Origin of the sequence: Gracilibacillus timonensis (genome assembly GCF_900086715.1) — a bacterium.
Lineage (GTDB): Bacteria > Bacillota > Bacilli > Bacillales > Amphibacillaceae > Gracilibacillus > Gracilibacillus timonensis.
Window position 1 is genome coordinate 747,907 of sequence record NZ_FLKH01000011.1, and the last position, 22,163, is coordinate 770,069.

Here is a 22,163-nt window from a genome sequence, read left to right on the forward strand (position 1 = left end):
CAATAAAAATATACAGGCATCTGAATTTTATCTCGAAAATCATAATAAGACTTGAAAATAGGAAAAGGAGTGGTCAAATGAAAACGATTGCTGAATTGGATGATTTTCTGACAATACCATCACAGGCACTAATGGATGATTTACGATCTTTGGATGGGGATATTTTAATTCTGGGAGTTGGTGGGAAAATGGGACCGACTTTAGCAAGAATGACCAAAAGGGCTATAGATCACGGCGGATTGAATAAAAGAGTTATCGGTGTGTCGCGATTTTCATCAGGAAACTTAAGGGAAGAGCTAGAGGCACTGGGTGTGGAAACCATTGCGGCCGATTTATTAGATGACATGGAGCTTGCCGCACTTCCCAATGTCAAAAATGTGATTTATATGGCTGGTAATAAGTTTGGAACCGTGGGAAATGAACATTTTACTTGGGCTATGAACGCCTATCTTCCAGGAAGAGTAGCAGAGAAATTTAAACATTCACGAATAGTAGCATTTTCTACAGGAAATGTCTATCCGTTTACCAATGTACTGAGTAGTAATTGCTCAGAGGATACCCCGGTGAATCCAGTTGGCGAATATGCTCAATCCTGTTTGGGAAGAGAGCGTGTGCTCACGTATTTTTCACATAAACATCAGACACCTTTGCTCATTTTTCGACTGAATTATGCGATTGATTTGCGTTATGGTGTATTACTGGAGATAGCGAAACAAGTGTATGAAGGCAGAGAGATTGATTTAACGATGGGTAATGTGAATGTTATTTGGCAAGGGGATGCGAATGAGTATGCTATTCGTTCCTTGTTACATACCGATTCCCCGCCAAAGATTTTAAATATTACAGGACCTGAGACATTATCGATCCGATGGTTAGCCAATGAATTTGGCAAACGGTTTGATAAAGAACCTCAATTCATCCATGTCGAAGATTCAAAAGCGTTATTGAATAATGCGTCCAAAGCCCATGAATTATTTGGCTATCCTAAAGTTTCTATTCAACAAATGATCACGATGATTGCTGACTGGTTAAGCCACGATGGTGTTACACATAATAAACCTACACATTTTCAAGAACGGGAAGGGGCATTTTAAATGCTTGATCATGCCGTGAAACAGCATATTCATGAAGGAACGGTTATTCCTGCCCATCCGCTTGCCTTGACTAGTGATAGAAGGCTGGATGAGAGAAGTCAGCGTGCACTTACCAGATATTATATCGATGCAGGGGCAGGAGGCTTGGCGGTAGGGGTTCATACGACACAATTTGAAATTAGGGATCCAGCTTTTCAATTATTTGAAAAGGTATTAGTGATGGCAATGGAAGAGATGGAGCGAGCCTCCAAGAATTTCATTAAAATCGCGGGTATTTGTGGGCCGGTTGAGCAGGCTGTCCGTGAAGCGGAGTTTAGTAAACATATTGGCTATGACTTAGGTTTATTGAGCATGGGAAGCTTGCAAGATCTTTCAGAAGATGAACTTCTTTATCGAGCGGAAAAGGTTGCAGAAATCATACCGGTCTTCGGATTTTATTTGCAGCCATCGGTCGGAGGCAGGGTCTTTTCCTATGATTTCTGGAAACGCTTTGCTGACATAGACAATGTGCATGCGATTAAAATTGCTCCATTTAATCGATATCAATCCTTTGACGTCGTTCGAGCTGTGTGCAATTCTGCGCGAAATAAAGAGATTGCTTTATATACGGGAAATGATGATAACATCGTGAATGACTTGTTAACTACGTATCAAATAAGGGTGGGGGATAGGCAAGTCACCAAGAAAATCGTCGGTGGGTTACTTGGTCATTGGTCGGTGTGGACCAAGCGTGTGGTGGAAATGTTTGCGGAAATGAAACATGCGCAAAGTAAAGACCATATTCCTAGTGAGCTTTTAACATTGGGGCAGGAGATTACGGATGCGAATGCGGCCTTCTTTGATGCAAGCAATCAATTTAAAGGCTGTATTGCGGGGATAAATGAAGTGCTAACCAGACAAGGGCTGCTTAAGGGCAATTGGTGTTTGCTTGAAAAGGAACAGTTAAGTCCTCACCAGGCAGACGAAATCGATCGTGTGTACCGAAGTTATCCCCATTTGAATGATGATACCTTTATCCAAGCAAATCTATCGAAATGGCTCGACTAGGGTTTTGGCACTTATTTTCATTACAGAAATAAAAAAGAAAGAGTCTTTCTAGTCCATTGCGGCGTTTTACAATGTCTGCAGTGGACATTTTTTGGTCAAAAGTGAAAGAGCCCTTTCCGAAAGAAAAGAGCTCTGCTTCATGTTATTTAGTACTGAATGTTTCTATTTGAAAGGTGTGTTCTCCGTCCCATGTCTTAAATGGATAGAAGTTCATTTCTGAGGATCCATCACTATGGATGCTGAAACCTGGGTCCATTCCATTGGTTTGAATGATCGTTTGATCGTTTTCTTTCATAATCTCTTTGATTTCGTAACCATGTGTTTTACCGTCTGGGTGTGTGATAACCATATGACTGCCTCGTGTATCCTCCGGTATATTGGTGTCTGTTACAAATGCGTCATAGCTGTCTTGCTTGGCTTGACGCATTACATTGGTCAGCGTCCCCTTGATCGTTTCATTGCCAGTCAATTGTTCGGTTCCTTTTTCTAACAGACTGCCGCCAATCAGGTACATGTCGGTAACTTCCCCATTTTGTAAACGAATCATTCCCATCTTTCCTGTCATGGTGGTATCATCCACAACCAGTGGTTCTTCTGGGTGGTGAGGGGAACTGAGAATAATATCGGTTGTCTCCCCGTGAGTAACCGCAACGGCAATATCACCCGGATGAGCATCCTTTATTTCTAATTTCTCTATATGGTCAATCCGTGGTTCCTCGTCATGTTGGTAAGGCTCCATTAACGTAATAAATTGACTGCTTAGGTTTTCTCCGTCTCTTCTTAAAACGAATTTAGGCATATGGTATTTTACTGCTTCATCATTGGTATCCATACTTGTGCCATGTAATCGAGTGGAACGGAGGGACGGTGATTCAGCTAAATACAATTCATTTTCTCCAGATTCCAAGAGACCGGTAATTTTCATTTTTGCTTGTTCTTCTTCATTCTCTTCGGTTGTTAATGTTAATTGATATTGCTCATCTTCCAGTGCGGCTTCCATGACGTTTTGAAGATAAATATAGCCATAATAATGTCCTTCTGCATAACCTGTGTCGTATGCCGTTTCGGGAAGAGTGACTTCTGTTCCTTCAGGCAGGAGGTAATCGCCATATTCGGTTAGTTCCATGTCGGTATCAAAGTGAGCATCGCGGTTGGCATCTCCTTGTAAGGTATATTCGTGACGATTTCCGCCGGAGACACGGAACAAATCCAATACATAGCCATCCTCTCCATCAGGGAATCCGATAAACCAAGGTTCTCTGCTGTATTCATCCGTTCCTGGATACGCCTTTTCCTGATGGGCACGCATCACTTGTAGCTGGTCGCTGATAGGGGCGAAGAGCTCGATATTTCCTCCGTGCTCAGCCTCGCCAGAAGTGGTCATGTCTTTGCTGTCTACCACTACTGTGTTGTGTCCCATGGTTGATGTCGCCCAGCGGCGGTAAAAGGTATAACTATAGCCAATATCCGGCAATAGTTCTTGCCCTTTTGCATAAAGATTTAAATTAAGTGGGTCAAAATGATTATGTCCATACTTTGGATCAAAATTCATGTATAGCTGGGATGGTTGAGCAGGATTGCCTTCTTCGCCGTCATCCTCTTGCTGGGCTTCTTCATTCAAAAGAACTAGCTCTATGACACCCATTTTATAATTGGTTGCTTCATCAGATTTGCCAATCGTTTTAAAGGTAATTTCATGTGTACCTTTCTCTAGCTCTAGTGTTGCCAATGTTTCCATATCACCTGGTCCGGATCCTGTATTAAAGAAATCCAGTTCTGTGATAGTTTTATTGTTCATCAAGATTTCATATAACCCATAACTTGCCGCCTTAAAGGGTTTCAGATCTACACGGTACGTATCCGTTTCGGGGACTTCAAAGACAAAGGTAATCTGATTTCCTTCGCTTTCCGCTTCAAACTGTACGGTTCCGCTATCTGCAAATAATCGATCCTCTGTCGTCTGATCGACAATGTCCAACCCAGGAAATAAATAAGTAATGCCGGTACTTTCTTCCTCTTCATCTGGGGTCCCCCTTTGGAGTCGAGCATATCCAGACGCTGGCAGTAAAAAGGAGCCATCGGTTAAATTAGGATTTCCGGACACCTCGTTTGCCCATGTATCTTGAGTAGGAAGGTATTTCCCGTCTGGATAAATCAGCATCTGTGGAATTTCCTGCGATTTACCCAAGGCAGGGAATGCCTCTCGCATATCTAAATCGTCAAATCGCGTCCCTGAACGAGGTGAAGTATATCCTTGTGGGTCGCTCCATCCCTGAAAGGCATCGATGGCTCGATTGATGCCATTGGTGGACTGGTTATGGTAAGACAAGGTCGTTTCTTTATAAAAGCCATCAAATAAATATTCGTTGGTTGTATAGTCTTCTAATAATTCTACTCCCTCGTGAATATAGGAAGGATCATTAATGGCTTTTGACATGTCACCCAGACCGACCCATTTGGTATAATCCATATTATGATTAATAATCGGGAACGTCCGAGCAAACTCTACGGATGGTTTAAACATCGCTTCTACAATCTTTTGATCAACATCTTCTCCTGCTTCGTCACTTAATAACTCCAATGCATTAGTCTGTTTGACGGTGGCGTAAGCATTGAATAAATTGCGTAGATCCCACAGTTCAGAGGCTGACCAGCGGTTCCATACACCACCCCACCAAGGATAGGGAGGTCCAGATGAGACTTCTACCGGAAAGTTTTGCCATACATGATCACTGACTGGTATATAACCCTCATATACTTCTGCAAAGCGTTGCAATAGTCTTGCGGCTCCCAGCGGATCTTCGGAAGCAATTTTCGACATCTGTCCTAGGGCATAGTTTCGTTGCAGCCACCATTTGTGGGCGCTTAAGAAATATTTCCTGCCATTTTCATCTTCATAATAGGGATATTCAACGGTTTTTCCTTTTTTATTGGTTACGGTTAAGGCTTGATCTTCTGGATATTCTTCATTTGGATACGTTTTATCACTGTGATTGGAGCTGATGATATCTGGTTGATCGATATCCCAGCTGAAATTTCTATCTGGATGCAGTTGAGGCTGATCCGGTAATCCAGTAAATCGAAAACCAACTCGTTCGGGGATGATATCCAAGAGTTGCTGGACTTCTTCTGTCGCAGGTTCCCATTCTACCATGGTCTTTTCCCCATCATATGGGACGTGATCGTATAATGCTTCTCCTGCATCCATCATCTGGTTTCGATCAAAAGCTAGCATGGTGAACATGGCTTCAGGTTTATTGCGCTTCTGATCCAGACTAACAGATAAGTGGTACAATCCATTTTCATGTGGTTCTGGGTGCTCAAAGGATACAACCATGCGGTCTTTTACCTTTTCCATATTCACATCGTCTAGTTCCACTTGTTCGCCAGATGGAGAGCGCCAAGTTAGCGCAATATCATCATGAATAGGGTTGATCCCTGCCCCTTTAAAGGACAATTCTTTCTCGGTAAAGGCTTTATATTCTAGTTTCAACTCCTGTGGATTCCAAATAGAGTTATAGGATTCCGGTGACCATTGTTCTGGCAATTGATTAAAAAAGATACTGCCCAGCCGTCCTTCTTCAGAAACATCGATGGTGTAGCTAGTGGAAGTGCTTGTATCTGTTTGGTTATAACTGGATGTCCGGATGGGAATCCAAGAACTCATGGGTTCCGTATTGATCTCATGCTGATGGATGATATTGAGTTGCCATTCATCTCCAACGTGCAGCTCGTCCACATTAAGAGAGGAGATGGGGATAGCAACCTCTGCCGTCATGGATCCCTCTTCCGTAATGACCTCGTAATCATAATCAGCTGCCTCTTCACCTCCTGGCCCCCAATCATTTGTAATAGGTAAATTAGGTTCATGGACCGGAATGGTTATCGTGAAAAAGGTTTCTTGATCTGGAGAAGGTCGAATCAAAATCTCGACATTAGCTAATGACTCACTTGCCTCCTCATCTGTGTAGGTCAAACCAACGTAAAGGTTGTCGGAATCATAGCCAAGCAGGGCTTCTGTGTCTTTTTCGACCTTTTCATTATCGAATACGGTGACAAATCCCTCTAACTCGACTGCTTTCTCCCAGATATCCTCTGTTAGATCACCGTCAATAGCGATCTCTGTTTCTACTTCTGGAACGACGGCCCAACGGTTATGGTTATGATCAATAACAGGTTCGGTAGCTGGAGCAGTCTCGGCAGCAGTTATCTGATGATTTGAGACACCAGGCGAGGTTAGTTCAGGCAAAAAGTTAAGTAGTACAAACAATCCGAAACACAAGATCCACGTTTTTCTCCACATGTTATTTTCTCCTCCTTATGGTAATGTTGCTAAAAACATATGCGCTCTAACTGGGAAGTACGACAGCCATAGTAACCGTAATCTTTTCGATCGTTTCGCTGTAGTTGCTAACAATGTCTTGAAATCGGAGTCTATAAAAAGTCTAAAAATAGATTTACTTATATATTAGTAATGGAGATTTCTGTGAAAGGGGGAGGATATTTCTCTTTTCATTTGGAACAAAAAAAGATAATAAGGAGGTCACTATTAACGTCTGATGGCATGTATTGCAAAACAGTCCTTGTTAATAATCGTTTCCTCCTGTAAGTTTTCGGTGCAATGAAGTCATGGTGTTATCTCATCCATTTGAAACTAGTTTGATAAAGTAATCACTTTTCCTTCCTTTGCCCAATCTAGTTGATATTCACTTGGCATGCGCGATTCTTCAAAACATTTCATGAGTGTTTCAGATAATCCCTCCACCCAAGTAAGATCTTTTTGCTGGTCATGTTGAATAAGTGTATCAGGGAAATGAATAATCTCAGGCATAGAATGGTGCATGCTATTAATACATAATGTATGGGCGTAGGCGGCCTCTGGACCACAATAAATAACTTGCTTTCCTGATTTAGCGGCTTCGATACATATCGATAATTTGTGCAAAGGGTCTTCGGTTCTTGGATCTTTATAGGTTTTTTTGTTTCCATCATGAAAGTGAGCAACAACGCCATTGGAGCCTTCTTCTTGTGTATAGCTTATGGTGGCATGTTCAAATTCAAATGTGAAATGGGGGCCAAATGTCTCCGGAACAGCGTGTGTCGCATAATACAGTACTTCCACACCCTCATCTATTATTGTTTTGACTGCACACGTATCGAAGTTTTCAATTGGATTCGCTCGATAAAGTTCGGCAGTGACTTGCTGCAAATGTGCACTCTCTTCGGTTGTGGCACCTAAGAGGTAAAACATGTGATGAAGATAATGTGCACAGGCATTGCTGGCTACACTATCTATGATCAGCTCTCCATTATTACCATATTTTCGACCGGCCCATGGTGCGCGCTCAAAATAACTGCCTGTTCGCGGCCAAAGCGCGATCGTTTTCAGTCTTTTGGGTTTTCCGTAAAGACCATTTTGAATATCGTGCTTTAATGCTTGAATCGATGGCTGAAATGACCAATTAAAACCAATCGCTAAAAATTTGTTACTCGCATTTCGGGTAGCAATCATTCTTTCAGCATCTTCCACCGTTGTACACATTGGTTTTTCACAAAGCACATGGCTGCCATGTGTCAACGCATAGCACGTCTGATCGGCATGAAGATGAATCGGTGTAGAGATAATGGCAAGGTCAGCACTCCAATTTTCATAGAATGTCTCTATGGATGAAAAAACAGGAATCTGCCGTTCGATGATCGTTTGGTAGTTCTTGCTTTTTTGCGGGTTTATATCCACTACTCCCACAATAGACGCTTCTGAGGAATCCAGCAGATGGCTGACATAGAGGTCGCCATATCCTCCGATTCCAATTAAAACAATGGATACGTTTGATTTAATGATGCTCTCCTCCTTCATTTTTGTGATGTATCTGGAAAATATATGAACAGTATAATGGGAGGTGCCGGTGATGACAAGTCTTTAAATAGACTATAAGTTCAGTTTAATGTTTTTGATTGGGCGTTAAAAGGGGTTGTTGTATAGAGTTGTTACTTGTTATAAGTTTCGAGTAAATGAAGCGATTGTATGGCTAGTGCTCTCGGTTTCCAAAAAAATAAAATCGCTATCCCCATTAATGGACACTTTAAAGACTTGTCATTTATATAGGATTCGAGTAAATTTATAGTTACCAAATATAGAAATCTGAAATTTGGAAATATATTGGTATCCGAAAGGGGGAGATAACTAGTGTACATAAGGAGCTATTTGAATCAAGTGGCAGGAGAAATCACAGAGCGTCCGTTACCTTCTTTTTCTTCAGACAGCGAATACTTCTTATGGAAAAAAAGTAAACAAAGACAATTTAAGAAAATGCTTGGGATCGATACGTTTTTTAATAAACCGAGGACACCATTAAATGTAACAATAACTGGCACACTGCAAAGTGATACACACCGAATTGAAAAAATATATTATGAAAGTTTACCTGGCTTGTATGTAACGGCTCATTTATATGTGCCCAATGATGTAGAAGTTCCTGCCCCAGCCCTTATATACCTTTGTGGTCACAGTCTTTCACAAAAAATAAATTACCAAGATCATCCTAGGAAATTCGCTCAACTTGGGTTTGTTACGTTGATTATTGATACAATCCAATTCGGAGAGGTGCAAGGAATGCACCATGGGACCTATGCACACGGTCAATTTCAATGGATTAGCAAAGGTTATACACCTGCGGCAACCGAGGTTTGGAATGCAGTAAGGGGTATCGATTTACTGACAGAACGACAGGAAGTAGACCCGGATAAAATCGGCATCACTGGACATTCTGGTGGGGGAGCTATTAGCTGGTGGACTGCTTGTTGTGATGATCGAATTAAGGCAGCAGCCGCATCGAGTGGTACTGGTACGATTGCTTCACAGGTAAGAGAAAGAACGATAGATACACATTGTGATTGTATTTTTCCAAATAATCCATATGGCTGGTCACTTATTGAATCTTATGCCTTGATGGCTCCGCGTCCGATGTTAATTATATCTCCGGATCGAGACAGAAATTATACCATAGACTCGGTTCAGTTCGTTTATGAAAAATTGAAAGCGCTATATTGTGATTTGGGTTGCAAGGAGAAAATTCAGTTATTTGACTTTCATGCACACCATTCTTATAGTTCCGCCTCTCGAAAGGCCGCTTTCTCATGGTTCCTTCAACATTTAAAAGGGGAGGGACATCATCCAGTTAGTGATATTGATGGGAAAAGGGAGGGCGAGGAAGAGTTGCTTGTCTATCAAGGCAAGCAACCAGCAAATGATGAATCAACATCGGTTCAAGAGTGGTTGATTGCATTAAGCCAACAGCCATCGATTACAACGCCTCAAGAGCTTACAGCGGTTAAAGAAAACGTCATTCAGAAACTAAAGCAAGAGAGTTTTGCTGCATTTCCTAACTATTCTATTCCGCTGGCTATGGAAACTAAGCAAAAATATTTTACGAACGAAGATAGTTGGCACCACACGTTTTCCATTATTTCTGAGTATAGCTGGAGGATTACGGGGTTTTTGCAAGGAGAGGATATGCAGGTTTCTCATTCACCGACTGCTATCTATTTACAGTCACCTGGAGGGGTAGATGGGTTTAAGTTTCATCACATACCGATGATTCATGATTTACCGTCTTCGTGGCTGCAGGCAATGTTGGAGGTAAGAGGAGTTGGTGAAAGTGCCTGGGGCCCCGAAATCAATTGGAATGTACGTAGATCTTTAGCTCTGACAGGAAGAACCGTCGCCTCTTTACGAGTTTGGGATGTATTACGAGGGGTCCAAGCTCTAAGGTCCATGCCTGAAGTGCATCCCGATAAGATTGTTATTGCAGCCGAAAAGGATATGACGGTTCCAGCCCTTTATGCCGCATTGCTTGATCAAAGGATATATGCCGTTATTTTAAAAGATCCTCCCGCTTCACAAGATATACCAAGTAATCCAAATGGCAATGATCACTTAATTGAAATGATTAATGCACTACGACACACAGATTTACCTCAGGTGGCAGGACTTATTTGGCCGACCAAATTAATTTTTCTTGGGAATCGGCCGAAAAGTTATCGTTGGTCGGAAGCGGTTCATAAAAAACTTGGCGAACCAGGTGGGGCATGGCGAGTCCAAGAGTTAGCAGGTTTTAACATCTTATAGATTTCATAAAAAGGAGGATGACGATGGAATTAACCGTAAAATACCAAGAAGAAATCAACCAATTTTTATCAGAAATCCTAAGAACGGAAAAGGAAAATATCTTGAACTCAGCTCAGTGGGTCACAGAACAAATCAAGCAGGATAAGATATTTTATGTGTTTGGCCCAGGCGGACATTCTAATCTTGCCTCACAGGAAATTTTCTATCGAGCAGGAGGGTTAATGCATGCTAACGCGATTCTCGATGAGGGAACATTGCTCAGTAATGGTGCGTTACGGTCATCGGCGATGGAACGAATGCCTGGATATGGAAGAATGGTCATTAATGATAACCATTTAGACGAAGGTGACCTGTTGATTATTATTAATGCTTATGGAATCAACTCCGCAGCAATAGGTGCTGCACTTGAAGCAAAGGAGCGGGGAGTGCGAACTATTGGGATTTGTTCTGTTCAGCACGCGGAACATACACCTGTTGATCATCCTGCAAGACACCCATCTAAATACAACCTATTTGAGCTAACGGATCTCACCATTGATTCCAAAGTAAAGGAAGGAGATGCTGTTATACAAATTGAAGGTCTAGAGCAAAAAGTGGGGGCTATTTCCACATTTGTAAACGCATTCATTATGAATGCGATTTGTATGGAGGCTACCCAGATGTTAGTCCGTGACAATCTACAACCGCCAATCTGGAAAAGCAGTAATATTCCAGGAGGAGATGAATGGAATCAGAAGTATATTCACAAATTTAAAGGAATCATTAAGAAGTTGTAGTGGGAGAGGATAGATATCGACAAATTGATTAAGAAATAGAAATCGATTACTAAAAGGTGAGGAAATAGTGAAAAAACATCCGACAATATATGATATAGCAAAAAAAGCAGATACATCTACCGCAACCGTTTCTCGTGTCTTAAGCAACAATGGTTATCCTGTTAGACCAGAGTTAAGGGACAAAATCAGAAAAGTTGCGGAAGAAGTAAATTATATTCCCAATGTGATTGGCAGACAACTAAAGACTAATAATAGCATGACGATTGGTGTCATTATTCCATCGATAACAAATCCTTTCTACTCCTCTATTATGCTAGGGATTGAGGATGTTGCCAGGAGTAGGGGATATCATGTTTTTCTATGTAACTCTCATCGCAGTCCGCAATTGGAAGAGGAATATTTAAAAACGTTATTTGAAAAACAAGTAAAAGGATTAATTGTTTCATCTATTTCTCCTGATAAGAAACTGCTTGGAGCTTTAATAGATAAGGGTTTAAATATTGTAGCCTTTGATCAAACAATAGATGGTTTGGATAGTAGTCAAATTCACTTTGACTATCAAAAAGGTGGATTTATGGCGACAGAACATTTAATAAAGAGCGGCCATCAAAAAATTGCTTTAATAAGTGCTCCATTGACCCGTCCAAGTCGGAAAAGTGTCTATGAGGGCTATCTCCATGCATTAAATCAGTATGGTCTTGGGGTGGATAAATCATGGATCCAAATTGCTTCAAGAGAATATGAGGAATTTGAAAGAAATTATGAATTTAAAAATGGCATCGAGTTAACACAAAATTTATTAAAAGGGACGGATTTACCAACTGCAATTTTCGTTTGTAATGATATGACAGCATTTGGTGTGATGAATGAATTGATCAAACAAGGCATAAAGATCCCTGAGCAAATTTCTGTTATGGGGTTTGATAACATTGAGTTTTCAGAAATGATTACACCACCGTTAACTACCATTCAACAGCCAGATTACGAAATGGGTAAATTAGCATGTAATATGCTGCTAGATCAATTAGATGAAAAAACAGTGGAAAATGTAGATATTATGTTACAACCGAGAATAGTCGATCGCAGCTCTGTACTCCACTTAGAAGATTCATTATTAAATCGTTGAATGGTCATGGTAATCGGTTACTGCTGCCAATTAATGAAAAAAGGAGGTACCATTGAATGGAGAATTTAGAGCCGTTAGAACAAGAGGGAACGAAAATGGGAACCAAACCAAAAAAGAAGTCTTCCGGTAATAAAACAAACAAAAAGAGTAAAACGTTCCGTAAAAGATTGAACGAAAGCAAATATCTCTTAATATTATTTGCGCCTGTATTAATTTATTACTTGATATTCCATTACGTACCAATGTTTGGGGTTGTTATTGCCTTTAAGGATTACAATTTATTTACAGGTGTGTTAGAAAGCGATTGGGTGGGGTTAAAATATTTTCAAACGTTTTTCAACAATCCAGATTTCTATAATTTATTGCGAAACACATTTTTACTAGGTTTATATAGTTTCCTTTTTGGATTTCCCATTCCTATCATATTTGCGCTTTTATTAAATGAAGTGAAAAATATGTTTTTCAAGCGATTTGTTCAAACGCTCAGTTATTTACCACATTTTATATCAAATGTCGTGGTAGCGAGTATGGTTGTCGTCTTTCTTTCTCCTTCTGGCATTATCAATCGGTTGATTTCGTATATAGGGGTCGAGCCACTTAATTGGATGATTATGCCAGAAATGTTTCGTTCGATATTTATAACATCGGAGATATGGCAGCACATGGGGTGGGATGCCATTATCTATTTAGCCGCTTTAACGTCCATTAGCCCGCAATTGTATGAAGCAGCAGATATTGATGGTGCCGGGCGTTTTAGGAAATTATGGCATATCACGTTACCAGGAATAAGACCAGCCATCTTTATAGTAGGGATTTTAAATATTGGAAAGGTGTTAGAAATTGGCTTTGAAAAGGTGTTCTTGTTATACAATCCAGTAACGTATGAAACGGCCGATATCATCTCTACCTATGTGTATCGAGTTGGACTTGTTCAAGGGAATTACAGTTATGCAACAGCTATTGGGCTATTCTTAGGTGTGATCAGCTTTATCTTCTTATTCGGTGTGAATTATCTTTCTAAACGATTTGGACAAGAAAGTCTATGGTAAGGGGGCGTTGGTTTTGGGAAAAGCAAAAATTACTCCGTTTATAGTGATAAACTCTATTCTTTTGCTAGGTGTTGCATTTGTGACGATTTATCCGTTTCTGCATATGATTGCTGTCTCGTTAAGCGGTGATGTGCATGTGATGAGAGGAGATGTCAATTTAATACCAAAGGAATGGACGTTAAAGAATTATGAACATGTATTGGGGGATCCTCGAATTGGCTCAGGATACCTTAATACGATTATATATGTCAGCTTAGGAACTGCCATTTCGCTTATTGTGACAGCGATGGGAGCCTATGCACTATCTAAGAAAACGTTGATTTTTCGTAAAGGTTTTATGCTGATGATTGTGTTCACGATCTTATTTGGCGGAGGAATGATCCCAACATTCTTAGTTGTTAGATATTTGGGATTATTGGATACCGTTTGGGCTATGGTACTGCCTCAGGCGGTAATTACTTGGAACTTAATTATTATGAGGACCTTTTTTTCCGCGACGATACCAGAAGAATTAGAGGAATCTGCTAAAATCGATGGTTTAAATGATCTGGGTATATTCCTTCGTATTGTTTTACCATTATCGAAACCGGTAATGGCAACGATTGGATTATTCTATGCTGTAGGGATCTGGAACAACTTTATGCTTCCCTTGTTGTATCTAAGGGATGACGCACTGTATCCTTTACAGGTTATTCTGAGAAATCTAGTCCTTGTTGAACAAATGGCTGAGGTATCCGGTGGGGATGCTGTAGTAGTTCAGGAATCGATTCAATATGCAACTATTCTAGTCTCTACACTCCCCATCCTGTTACTTTATCCATTCCTTCAAAAATATTTTGTCAAAGGAGTGATGATCGGGTCCTTAAAAGAATAAAGAAAGCGTTTTAAGAGAGGTTGAAGATTTGACGATAGGAAAGGGCAGGCGTTGAGTATGCAGAAAGTTAGTTCAAAAGTTAAAGGAGCTTAACTGATGAAAAAAGCAATTTCTTTCATGATTATAATGGGTTTTGTATTAGGGTTCATGGCAGCTTGTTCTTCAGATTCTTCTACTACCGATTCAGAGGAAGATTGGCCAACGATCGAATTTTATACCAATGAACACCCGAGTTGGCCGACAAATGAAGAATGGCTGGTATGGGAGTTGATGGAAGAAGGCGGCAAAATGGAGATGGATATTACGATTGCTGCAGATCCTTACGATGAATCATTGAATCTTGTCATTGCTTCTGGAGAGTTACCTGATTTAATTGGGATGCCTAATTATACAATAGGTAATAGATATGGTGCACAGGGAGCTTTAGTCAATCTATTGGATCATATCGATGAAATGCCCCATTTGCAGGAATGGATGGATCAATTTCCAGAGGCAGCTAGAGCCGCGCTTTCTCATGATGGAAAAATGTATGTTTCGCCTAATCATGGTATTGGCGAAACGAATCGAATGCTTTGGTTGTACCGGCAGGATATTTTTGAAGAACATGGTTTAGAGGTGCCTGGTAATTGGGAGGAGCTTCATAGCGTGTTACAAGAGCTAAAAGAAATCTATCCAGAAAGCTATCCACTTGGGTTCCGTAATGGGATAGATAAGATTCGAAATTTCGCTGCAAACTTCGGAACCGATTGGGAGTACTATTATGACGAGCAAAATGAAGAATGGCGCTACGGACCTATCGAAGACAACTACCGCGAACTGGTGGAGTATCTTCATACGTTTTATCAGGAAGATTTAATACCTTCTGATTTCTTATCAACTGACACGGCTCAATGGCAGGAATTAATGTCTACCGACACATCATTTATTACACAAGATTATATTTCCAGGATCGATACGTTTAATGTCGCGAATCGCGAAGAAAATCCAGATTTTACAATAGTTAATATGCCGCCACCAGCTGGTTTACCTGGAGGCGAACAACGAGACTACTCATCACACACGCAACAGAGGGGATATTCTATCGCAGTAGATTCAGATCATATAGATACGACTGTTCAGTTCATTGACTGGACCTTTTCGGAAGAAGGAAGGGATGCATTGAGCTGGGGGATTGAAGGGGAAACCTACACGGAAGAAAATGGGGAGAAGGCTTGGATAGAAGATTATTCTAGTCCGTCGGAGCTTCGTTCAGAAACAGGTCTATCGTTATATGCTACCTATTCTTGGTTTGATTACGATTCCCATATGAGTCTATTCAGTGAAGAGGTAAAAACGGCCTATGAAGAAGATCCTCAATACGATGCACCGATTGTTCCAGTTTTAGCCTTTTCAGAGGATGAACAAGAAGCACTGGCCATTCAAGGAGAAGCGATATCGAAGCACCGAGATGAACAAATCTCTAAATTTATTGTTGGTGATCGAGATTTAAGTGAATGGGACGCTTATGTGGAAGAGATACAAGAGCTTGGTTTGCAAGAAATGCTAGATATACATGAAGCAGCATACCTCAGAATGCAAGAAGCAGAGTTGGAATGAAAATCTACTTGTTTCATGGTTGAAAGGAAATGATTTTCTAATTATTGGAAGGGGAATAACTAATGAAAAAGATGATGTCTCGTTTTACGATGATTGTGTTCGTTTTAATTATTGTGGCGGCATGTTCTAATGAATCGTCAGAATCGTCTTCCTCGGATGGCAATTCCAGTGAGGAAAGGCAAACGATTGAATTCTATACAAACGAACATCCGAGTTGGCCAACGGATGCAGACTGGATGGTATTTGACTTAATGGAGGAAGGGGGCAATATGGATATCGATTTAACGATTGCCGCAGATCCTTATGATGAGTCATTAAATCTTGTTGTTGCCTCTGGAGATCTACCGGATTTAATACGTACAACTTCATCAACAGCCAACAGTTATGGAGAAGATGGGGCTCTAGTCGATCTGCTTGAATATATTGATGATATGCCTCATTTACAAGCATGGATGGAAGAATTTCCTGAAGAGGCAAGGGCTGTTCTTTCTCATGATGGGAAAATGTTCATGACACCAAATGAAGGCATGGGAGAAACGAACCGTATGCTGTATATGTACCGGCAAGACATTTTTGAAGAGAATGGTTTAGAAGTACCGCAGAATTGGGATGAATTATATACGGTTTTACAAGAGCTAAAGTCGATTTATCCTGATAGCTATCCGCTAGGCTTTCGTAATGGTGCAGATAAATTAGAAAGCTTTGCTCCTAATTTTGGCACCAGCTACAGCTATTATTACGATGAAGTGCAAGACGAATGGCGTTATGGTCCTATCGAAGATAATTTCCGCGCATTAGTGGAATATTTTAATAAGTTTTATAGTGAAGGATTAATCCCTTCTGACTTTTTATCAACCGATACCGCTCAGTGGCAGGAATTAATGTCCACGGATACATCCTTTATTACTCACGACTATATCGGGAGGATAGATGAGTTTAACCTGGCTAATCGGGAAACCAATCCAGATTACACATTAATCAATATGCCGCCGCCTGCTGGTTTTCCTGGAGAGGACCAAATAGCGTTCTCTGCACATGAAAACGACTCTGGTTACTCGGTGGCCGTCACTTCTGAACATATTAACACTATTATTCAATACCTTGACTGGACTTTTTCTGAAGAAGGTCGAGATGCATTAAGCTGGGGTGCCGAAGGGGAAACCTATACGGAAGAGAATGGAGAGAAAAACTGGATAGAAGACTATGGAAGTGTTGCAGATCTCCGTAATGACACAGGATTATCTACGTATGCAACTTACTCCTGGTTCGATTACGACGCACATATGGAGTTGTTTAGTGATGAAGTGAAGCAAGCATACGAAGAAAGCCCGCAATATGATGCACCAATCGTTCCTAAACCAGCTTTTACTTCGGAAGAGCAGGAAACCATCGCTATTCAAGGAGAATCCATTATGAAGCATAGAGATGAAGAAATCGCAAAATTTATTATTGGGGACCGTGATTTAGCGGAGTGGGATGATTATGTACAAGAGATGGAAAACTTAGGTGTTCAAGATCTAGTTGACATCCACGCAGAGGCATATCAACGCATGCAGGAAGTAGAGTTGAACTAGAACGTAATTATTTATAAGAAGAGGTGGACCATATGTTTAATAAAAAAAAGATAGCAATTGTAGGGGCTGGAGTGATTTCAGCCTCTCATGCAAAAGCGATAACCGCACATCCAGAGGCAGATCTAGTGGCTATCTGTGATATTGAACAGGAAAAGGCGGAAAAATTAGCTAATGACTTTGATGTAAAAAAAATATATACCGATTATGATAAGATGTTTAAACAAGAAGCGATTGATATCGTATCCATTTGTGTACCGAGCGGCTATCATGCAGATGCAACCATAGCGGCTGCTCAGCATGGCATTCATGTATTGTGTGAGAAACCGTTAGACATTACGAGCAAAAACATGTCGAAAATGATTGAGGCATGCCGGTCTCATCGTGTTAAATTAGGTGCTGTTTATCAGCGGAGGACATTAGATGCAGCTATTAAAACGAAAAAAGCTATCCAAGAAGGGAAGCTTGGGAAAATGGTGCTTGGGGATGCGTATTTAAAATACTACCGTAGTCCAGAATATTATGAGAGTGCTGGCTGGAGAGGCACTTGGGAAATAGACGGCGGTGGAGCGTTAATGAATCAAGGCATCCATGGCGTCGATCTGATTCAATGGATGATGGGCGAGGTGGAATCAGTTTTTGCCTATACTGCTCCTTTAGTTCGAAATATCGAAGTAGAGGATACCGCTGTGATTGCCGTCAAATATAAAAATGGCGCATTTGGTGTTATCCAGGGAACCACTTCGGTGTATCCAGGTCAAGAAACCAGATTTGAACTTCATGGTGAAAATGGTTCGATTATTTTTGCAGATTCCGGTTTTAAACAATGGAAATTTAGTGGAAAAGAGGAAGAAATGCCTCAAGCGAGTAATACAGAAGGGGGAAGCAATGACCCGAAAGCTATCTCGAATAAGGGGCACTATATTTTTGTCGATGACATGATTCAGGCAATCAAAGAAGACCGTGAACCATTAGTATCTGGCGAAGAAGCACGCAAAGCCGTGGACTTGCTTTTGGCGATCTATGAATCGGCTCGAACAGGTAAAGAGGTTCAGCTAAGTACTGTCAATCAATTTCAGCTTTAATTACAGGAGGAATAAATACATGGATTTTATTAGAATTGGCATGGTCGGTTTAGATACATCCCATGTGGTTGCTTTTACCAAATTACTAAATGATACAGCGAATGAATATCATGTGCCGGGAGGAAAGGTCGTCGTTGCCTTTCCTGGAGGCTCACCAGATATGGAATTGAGCTCCTCGCGTGTAGAAAAATTTACGAACGAACTTCGAGACGATTACCATGTTGAAATCGTAAGTTCTCCGGAGCAAGTCGCGGAAAAGTGTGATGCGATCTTCTTGGAATCAGTAGATGGTCGGGTACATCTGCAGCAATTCCGACAAATTGTTTCTTATCAAAAACCTGTATTTATTGATAAGCCGTTTACGACCTCTTTCAAGGAAGCTAAGGAAATTATTCAGTTAGCCGATCAGCATCAGACACCTATTATGAGTTGCTCTGCTATCCGATTTGCAGAGGATTTATCTGCTGCGCTCGAAAAGTTAGAAGGAAAAACCATCATAGGCATGGACTGTTATGGGCCACTGGCTATTGAACCTAATCATGGTTTGTTCTGGTATGGCATTCATACGGCTGAAATGCTTTATCGTACATTTGGTACAGGGTGTGAAAGAGTTACTGTGACCAAAAATGAAGATCATGATGTGATACTGGGAGAATGGGGAGATGGTCGTATTGGTAGCTTACGTGGGAATCGAAAGGGAAATAATACTTTTGGCGCGGCGATCCATAGTGAGGAAGGAACAGCATTTGTCAACGCCTCATCAGGTGGTAAGCCCTACTATGCCTCTCTTTTAGAGAAAATCATACCATTTGTATTAACCGGGAAATCAGCAATTGATAGCGAAGAAACGCTGGAAATTACTAGATTTCTAGAAGCAGCAAATGAAAGCCGTGCAACAGGTAAAACAGTAGAATTGTAAAGCGAGACTTATCAAGATGACTAACGCAGTGATAGAAACAGGAGGGGAAATCATTGATTTTGGATAGATTGGGTGTCATTACAGATGAAGTATCATCTGATATCACAAAGGCCTTAAATTGGTCGCAAGAAAAAGGACTCAAACATGTAGAAGCACGACGGGTAAATGGTAAAAATATCATTGATTTTTCGGATGATGAAGTCAAACGGCTACTTCAAGAAGTAGAACAGCGAGGATTATTTGTTTCCTGTATATCATCCCCCGTATTCAAGTGTGCGCTTGATCCTTCTAGAACAGTTGCTACAGGGGATACATTTGGGCAAGATGAAGAAAGTGTGGAAGCCCATTTTCAGAAACTAAATCGCGTCTTTGAAATAGCTAAACAGTTAAAAACAGATAAAATTCGCATCTTCTCATTCTGGAGAGAACAAGATCCTGACAAATATGAAGAAGAAATCGTTGGTCATTTAAAACGAGCAGCTAATCTAGCTGAAAAAGAGAACATAATATTATTATTGGAAAATGAAGGGGCCTGCAATGGCGGTTATGCTTCTGAAGTAAGCAGCATGGTACAAAAGGTAAATTCGGTTAACCTCCAAGCTCTTTGGGATCCAGGAAATGAAGAACATGGGGGCAAACCTGCATTTCCCCAGGGATATGAAGCGGTGAAAGGATTAATTGGTCATATCCATTTAAAAGACGCTTACATGAAAACTGATAACGAGCCGAGGTGTGTTCCCATTGGTGAGGGTAATGTCTCTTATGTCGAACAGTTACAAGCTCTTGAAAGAGATGGTTATCAAGGCTTATTCACGATAGAGACGCATTATGTTCCAGAAAACGGAACAAAAATGGATGGCACCCAATTAACGTTAGATGGCTTACATCAGCTACTACAGACTGCAGAAAAGTAAACATCTTCTTAATGATGACTAACAAAACTTGAAGAAGGGAGTATTCTTAAAAATTGAAACTAAAAATACAGCCAAGTAAAGAAGAAAAGGTGGAAAGTTTAACCGTAAGAGTATATGAAAAGCGGAAAGACATGGGATTGGCAGCAGCGGCAGATGTTATCGAAAAAATGAAATCTTTATTAAGAGGGAAGGAAACGATTCGGATGATATTTGCTTCTGCCCCGTCTCAAAATGAATTTTTGGAGACATTAAGGAATGCTTCCGGAATAGATTGGCAGCGGGTGACTGTATTTCATATGGATGAATATATTGGTTTACAGCCTAGGGAAGAACAATCATTCAGTGCGTTTTTGTGTGATCGATTGTTTGACAGCGTCAAGCCGGGAGCGGTTCATTTGATCAATGGCGTCAATGATATAAACAAGGAATGTCGCATTTATAGTGAGCGATTACGAGAAGCTCCCATTGACATCGTCTGTTTAGGGATTGGCGAGAATGGTCACATTGCATTTAACGATCCTCCCGTAGCCGATTTTCATGATCCTGCATTCATAAAAAAGGTGCAGCTGGATGAAGTATCCCGACAACAACAGGTCAATGACAGTTGTTTTCCCAAATTAGAGGATGTCCCCACTCATGCATTGACCTTGACGATTCCAGCGTTGATGTCTGGCTGTCATTTATATTGCATTGTTCCGGGAGCGACGAAGAAGAATGCCGTCCAACAAACATTAAAAGGGCCTATTTCAGAGAAAAACCCGGCTTCCATCTTACGTCGTCATCCTGCTTGTACTCTTTATGTAGATAAGGATGCTTATGATGAATGAATCGCTAGAAGGAATTCATTATGCTACAGGAGAGCAAATTTCCGTAACCATTGAAGGAAGTAAGATTAGAGATATTCAGCCATTATCGAGTCAGAAGGTGAATTTGCCCTATATCGCACCAGGTCTCGTTGATTTACAGATTAATGGTTATCAAGGCTATGATTTTAATACATTGCCAATCACCGAAGAAACCATCAAGCAGGTTACGAACTTACTGTGGAAAGAGGGGGTTACTTCCTTCTTTCCTACCATCATCACCAATCATGATGAAGCTATTGAACATGCCGTGCAGGTGATTGCCAAAGCCTGTGAAAACGATCGTTTCGTCGCAGAATGTGTGGCCGGCATCCATGTAGAAGGACCCTTTATTTCTCCTGAAGATGGTCCCAGGGGTGCTCATAGTACGGCTTATGTAAAGGCTCCTGACTGGTCGCTTTTCCAACGATGGCAAGAAGCGGCACAGGGCAGAATTAAAATCATCACCATTTCGCCTGAATGGCTGGAGTCTGTTTCCTTCATCACGAAATGTGTTGAAAATAATGTTACCGTATCGCTTGGTCATACTGCGGCAACGCCAAAGCAAATACAAGAAGCAGTAGAAGCAGGAGCGACCATGTCCACGCATTTGGGAAATGGAGCACACCTTATGCTGCCGCGTCATCCAAACTATATTTGGGAGCAATTGGCTAATGATCATCTATCAGTCTGTTTGATTGGGGATGGATTCCATCTCCCGGAATCTTTTCTAAGCGTCGCCATACGTGCCAAAAAATCTTCAAGCATGTTAGTCAGCGATGCTGTATATCTCAGTGGCTTAGAGCCAGGCGAGTATGATACCCATATTGGTGGCAAGGTTGTGCTGTCACCCGAAGGTAAACTGCATATGAAAGAAAATCCGAAATTATTGGCTGGTTCTGTAAAAATGTTAAAAGACGGCATCGCGCATCTTGTAAATAGTGAGTTATGTTCGATAGAAGAAGCTTGGGAGATGGCTTCCACGCGTCCTGCTTCGTTTATGAAATTTCCAACGAAGGCCGGCCTTGAGGCAGGAGCGCCTGCCGATCTAGTTACTTTCAAGCGGGAGAATAGTGCAGTCAACATCGTACAAACATATAAATTGGGAAAACAAGTGTATACTGCTTATTAAAATTAGCACG

General features: G+C 41.0%; 16 protein-coding genes. 14 read left to right on the forward strand and 2 right to left on the reverse strand.

The features are described from left to right. Positions 1-77: 77 nt before the first annotated feature. Positions 78-1,094 carry an NAD-dependent epimerase/dehydratase family protein gene (locus BN6556_RS10830; protein ID WP_066190939.1) on the forward strand — a complete coding sequence of 339 codons (1,017 nt, stop codon included), beginning with the start codon at positions 78-80 and terminating at the stop codon, positions 1,092-1,094. Next, positions 1,095-2,141, forward strand: coding sequence for a dihydrodipicolinate synthase family protein (locus BN6556_RS10835; protein WP_066190942.1), 1,047 nt, complete (start codon positions 1,095-1,097; stop codon positions 2,139-2,141). It begins immediately after the preceding gene. A gap of 142 nt (positions 2,142-2,283) precedes the next feature. On the opposite strand, the gene BN6556_RS10840 is transcribed toward BN6556_RS10835, so the two are convergent. Together BN6556_RS10840 and BN6556_RS10845 are read right to left on the reverse strand one after the other, a co-directional pair. Continuing rightward, positions 2,284-6,444, reverse strand: coding sequence for a heparinase II/III domain-containing protein (locus BN6556_RS10840; protein WP_066190944.1), 4,161 nt, complete (start codon positions 6,442-6,444; stop codon positions 2,284-2,286). A gap of 351 nt (positions 6,445-6,795) precedes the next feature. Continuing rightward, the gene (locus BN6556_RS10845; protein WP_066190946.1) at positions 6,796-7,998 is read right to left on the reverse strand and encodes a Gfo/Idh/MocA family protein; all 1,203 of its coding nucleotides are present in this window, start codon (positions 7,996-7,998) and stop codon (positions 6,796-6,798) included. Positions 7,999-8,328: 330 nt separating this feature from the next. On the opposite strand from BN6556_RS10845, the gene BN6556_RS10850 reads away from it, so the two are divergent. The 12 genes from BN6556_RS10850 (at position 8,329) to BN6556_RS10905 (ending at position 22,153) form a co-directional block, all read left to right on the forward strand. Continuing rightward, positions 8,329-10,269, forward strand: coding sequence for an alpha/beta hydrolase family protein (locus BN6556_RS10850; protein ID WP_066190949.1), 1,941 nt, complete (start codon positions 8,329-8,331; stop codon positions 10,267-10,269). A gap of 23 nt (positions 10,270-10,292) precedes the next feature. Next, a complete protein-coding gene (locus BN6556_RS10855) occupies positions 10,293-11,045 on the forward strand; it encodes a sugar isomerase domain-containing protein (protein ID WP_066190951.1) in 753 nt (250 codons plus the stop codon). A 67-nt stretch (positions 11,046-11,112) separates the two neighbouring features. Then, positions 11,113-12,171: a LacI family DNA-binding transcriptional regulator gene (locus BN6556_RS10860; RefSeq protein ID WP_066190954.1), complete on the forward strand. Its 1,059-nt coding sequence runs from the start codon at positions 11,113-11,115 to the stop codon at positions 12,169-12,171. Positions 12,172-12,266: 95 nt separating this feature from the next. Next, positions 12,267-13,220: an ABC transporter permease gene (locus BN6556_RS10865; protein WP_066191316.1), complete on the forward strand. Its 954-nt coding sequence runs from the start codon at positions 12,267-12,269 to the stop codon at positions 13,218-13,220. Between the two features lie 13 nt (positions 13,221-13,233). Continuing rightward, complete coding sequence (locus tag BN6556_RS10870) at positions 13,234-14,094, forward strand: carbohydrate ABC transporter permease (protein ID WP_066190956.1); 861 nt, start codon at positions 13,234-13,236, stop codon at positions 14,092-14,094. A gap of 96 nt (positions 14,095-14,190) precedes the next feature. Then, on the forward strand, positions 14,191-15,690 hold the full coding sequence (locus BN6556_RS10875) for an extracellular solute-binding protein (RefSeq protein ID WP_066190959.1): 1,500 nt from the start codon (positions 14,191-14,193) through the stop codon (positions 15,688-15,690). 62 nt (positions 15,691-15,752) lie between these two features. Beyond that, on the forward strand, positions 15,753-17,264 hold the full coding sequence (locus BN6556_RS10880) for an extracellular solute-binding protein (protein WP_066190965.1): 1,512 nt from the start codon (positions 15,753-15,755) through the stop codon (positions 17,262-17,264). Positions 17,265-17,296: 32 nt separating this feature from the next. Further along, positions 17,297-18,346: a Gfo/Idh/MocA family protein gene (locus BN6556_RS10885; protein WP_066190967.1), complete on the forward strand. Its 1,050-nt coding sequence runs from the start codon at positions 17,297-17,299 to the stop codon at positions 18,344-18,346. 19 nt (positions 18,347-18,365) lie between these two features. Further along, a complete protein-coding gene (locus tag BN6556_RS10890) occupies positions 18,366-19,265 on the forward strand; it encodes a Gfo/Idh/MocA family protein (protein ID WP_066190969.1) in 900 nt (299 codons plus the stop codon). Positions 19,266-19,318: 53 nt separating this feature from the next. Further along, entirely contained in the window at positions 19,319-20,179 is an 861-nt protein-coding gene (locus BN6556_RS10895) for a sugar phosphate isomerase/epimerase family protein (protein ID WP_235817492.1), read from the forward strand. Positions 20,180-20,232: 53 nt separating this feature from the next. Next, positions 20,233-21,006 carry a glucosamine-6-phosphate deaminase gene (locus tag BN6556_RS10900; RefSeq protein ID WP_066190972.1) on the forward strand — a complete coding sequence of 258 codons (774 nt, stop codon included), beginning with the start codon at positions 20,233-20,235 and terminating at the stop codon, positions 21,004-21,006. Then, the gene (locus BN6556_RS10905) at positions 20,996-22,153 is read left to right on the forward strand and encodes an N-acetylglucosamine-6-phosphate deacetylase (RefSeq protein ID WP_205410322.1); all 1,158 of its coding nucleotides are present in this window, start codon (positions 20,996-20,998) and stop codon (positions 22,151-22,153) included. Before BN6556_RS10900 ends, BN6556_RS10905 begins: the two co-directional genes overlap by 11 nt. Positions 22,154-22,163 lie beyond the last annotated feature (10 nt).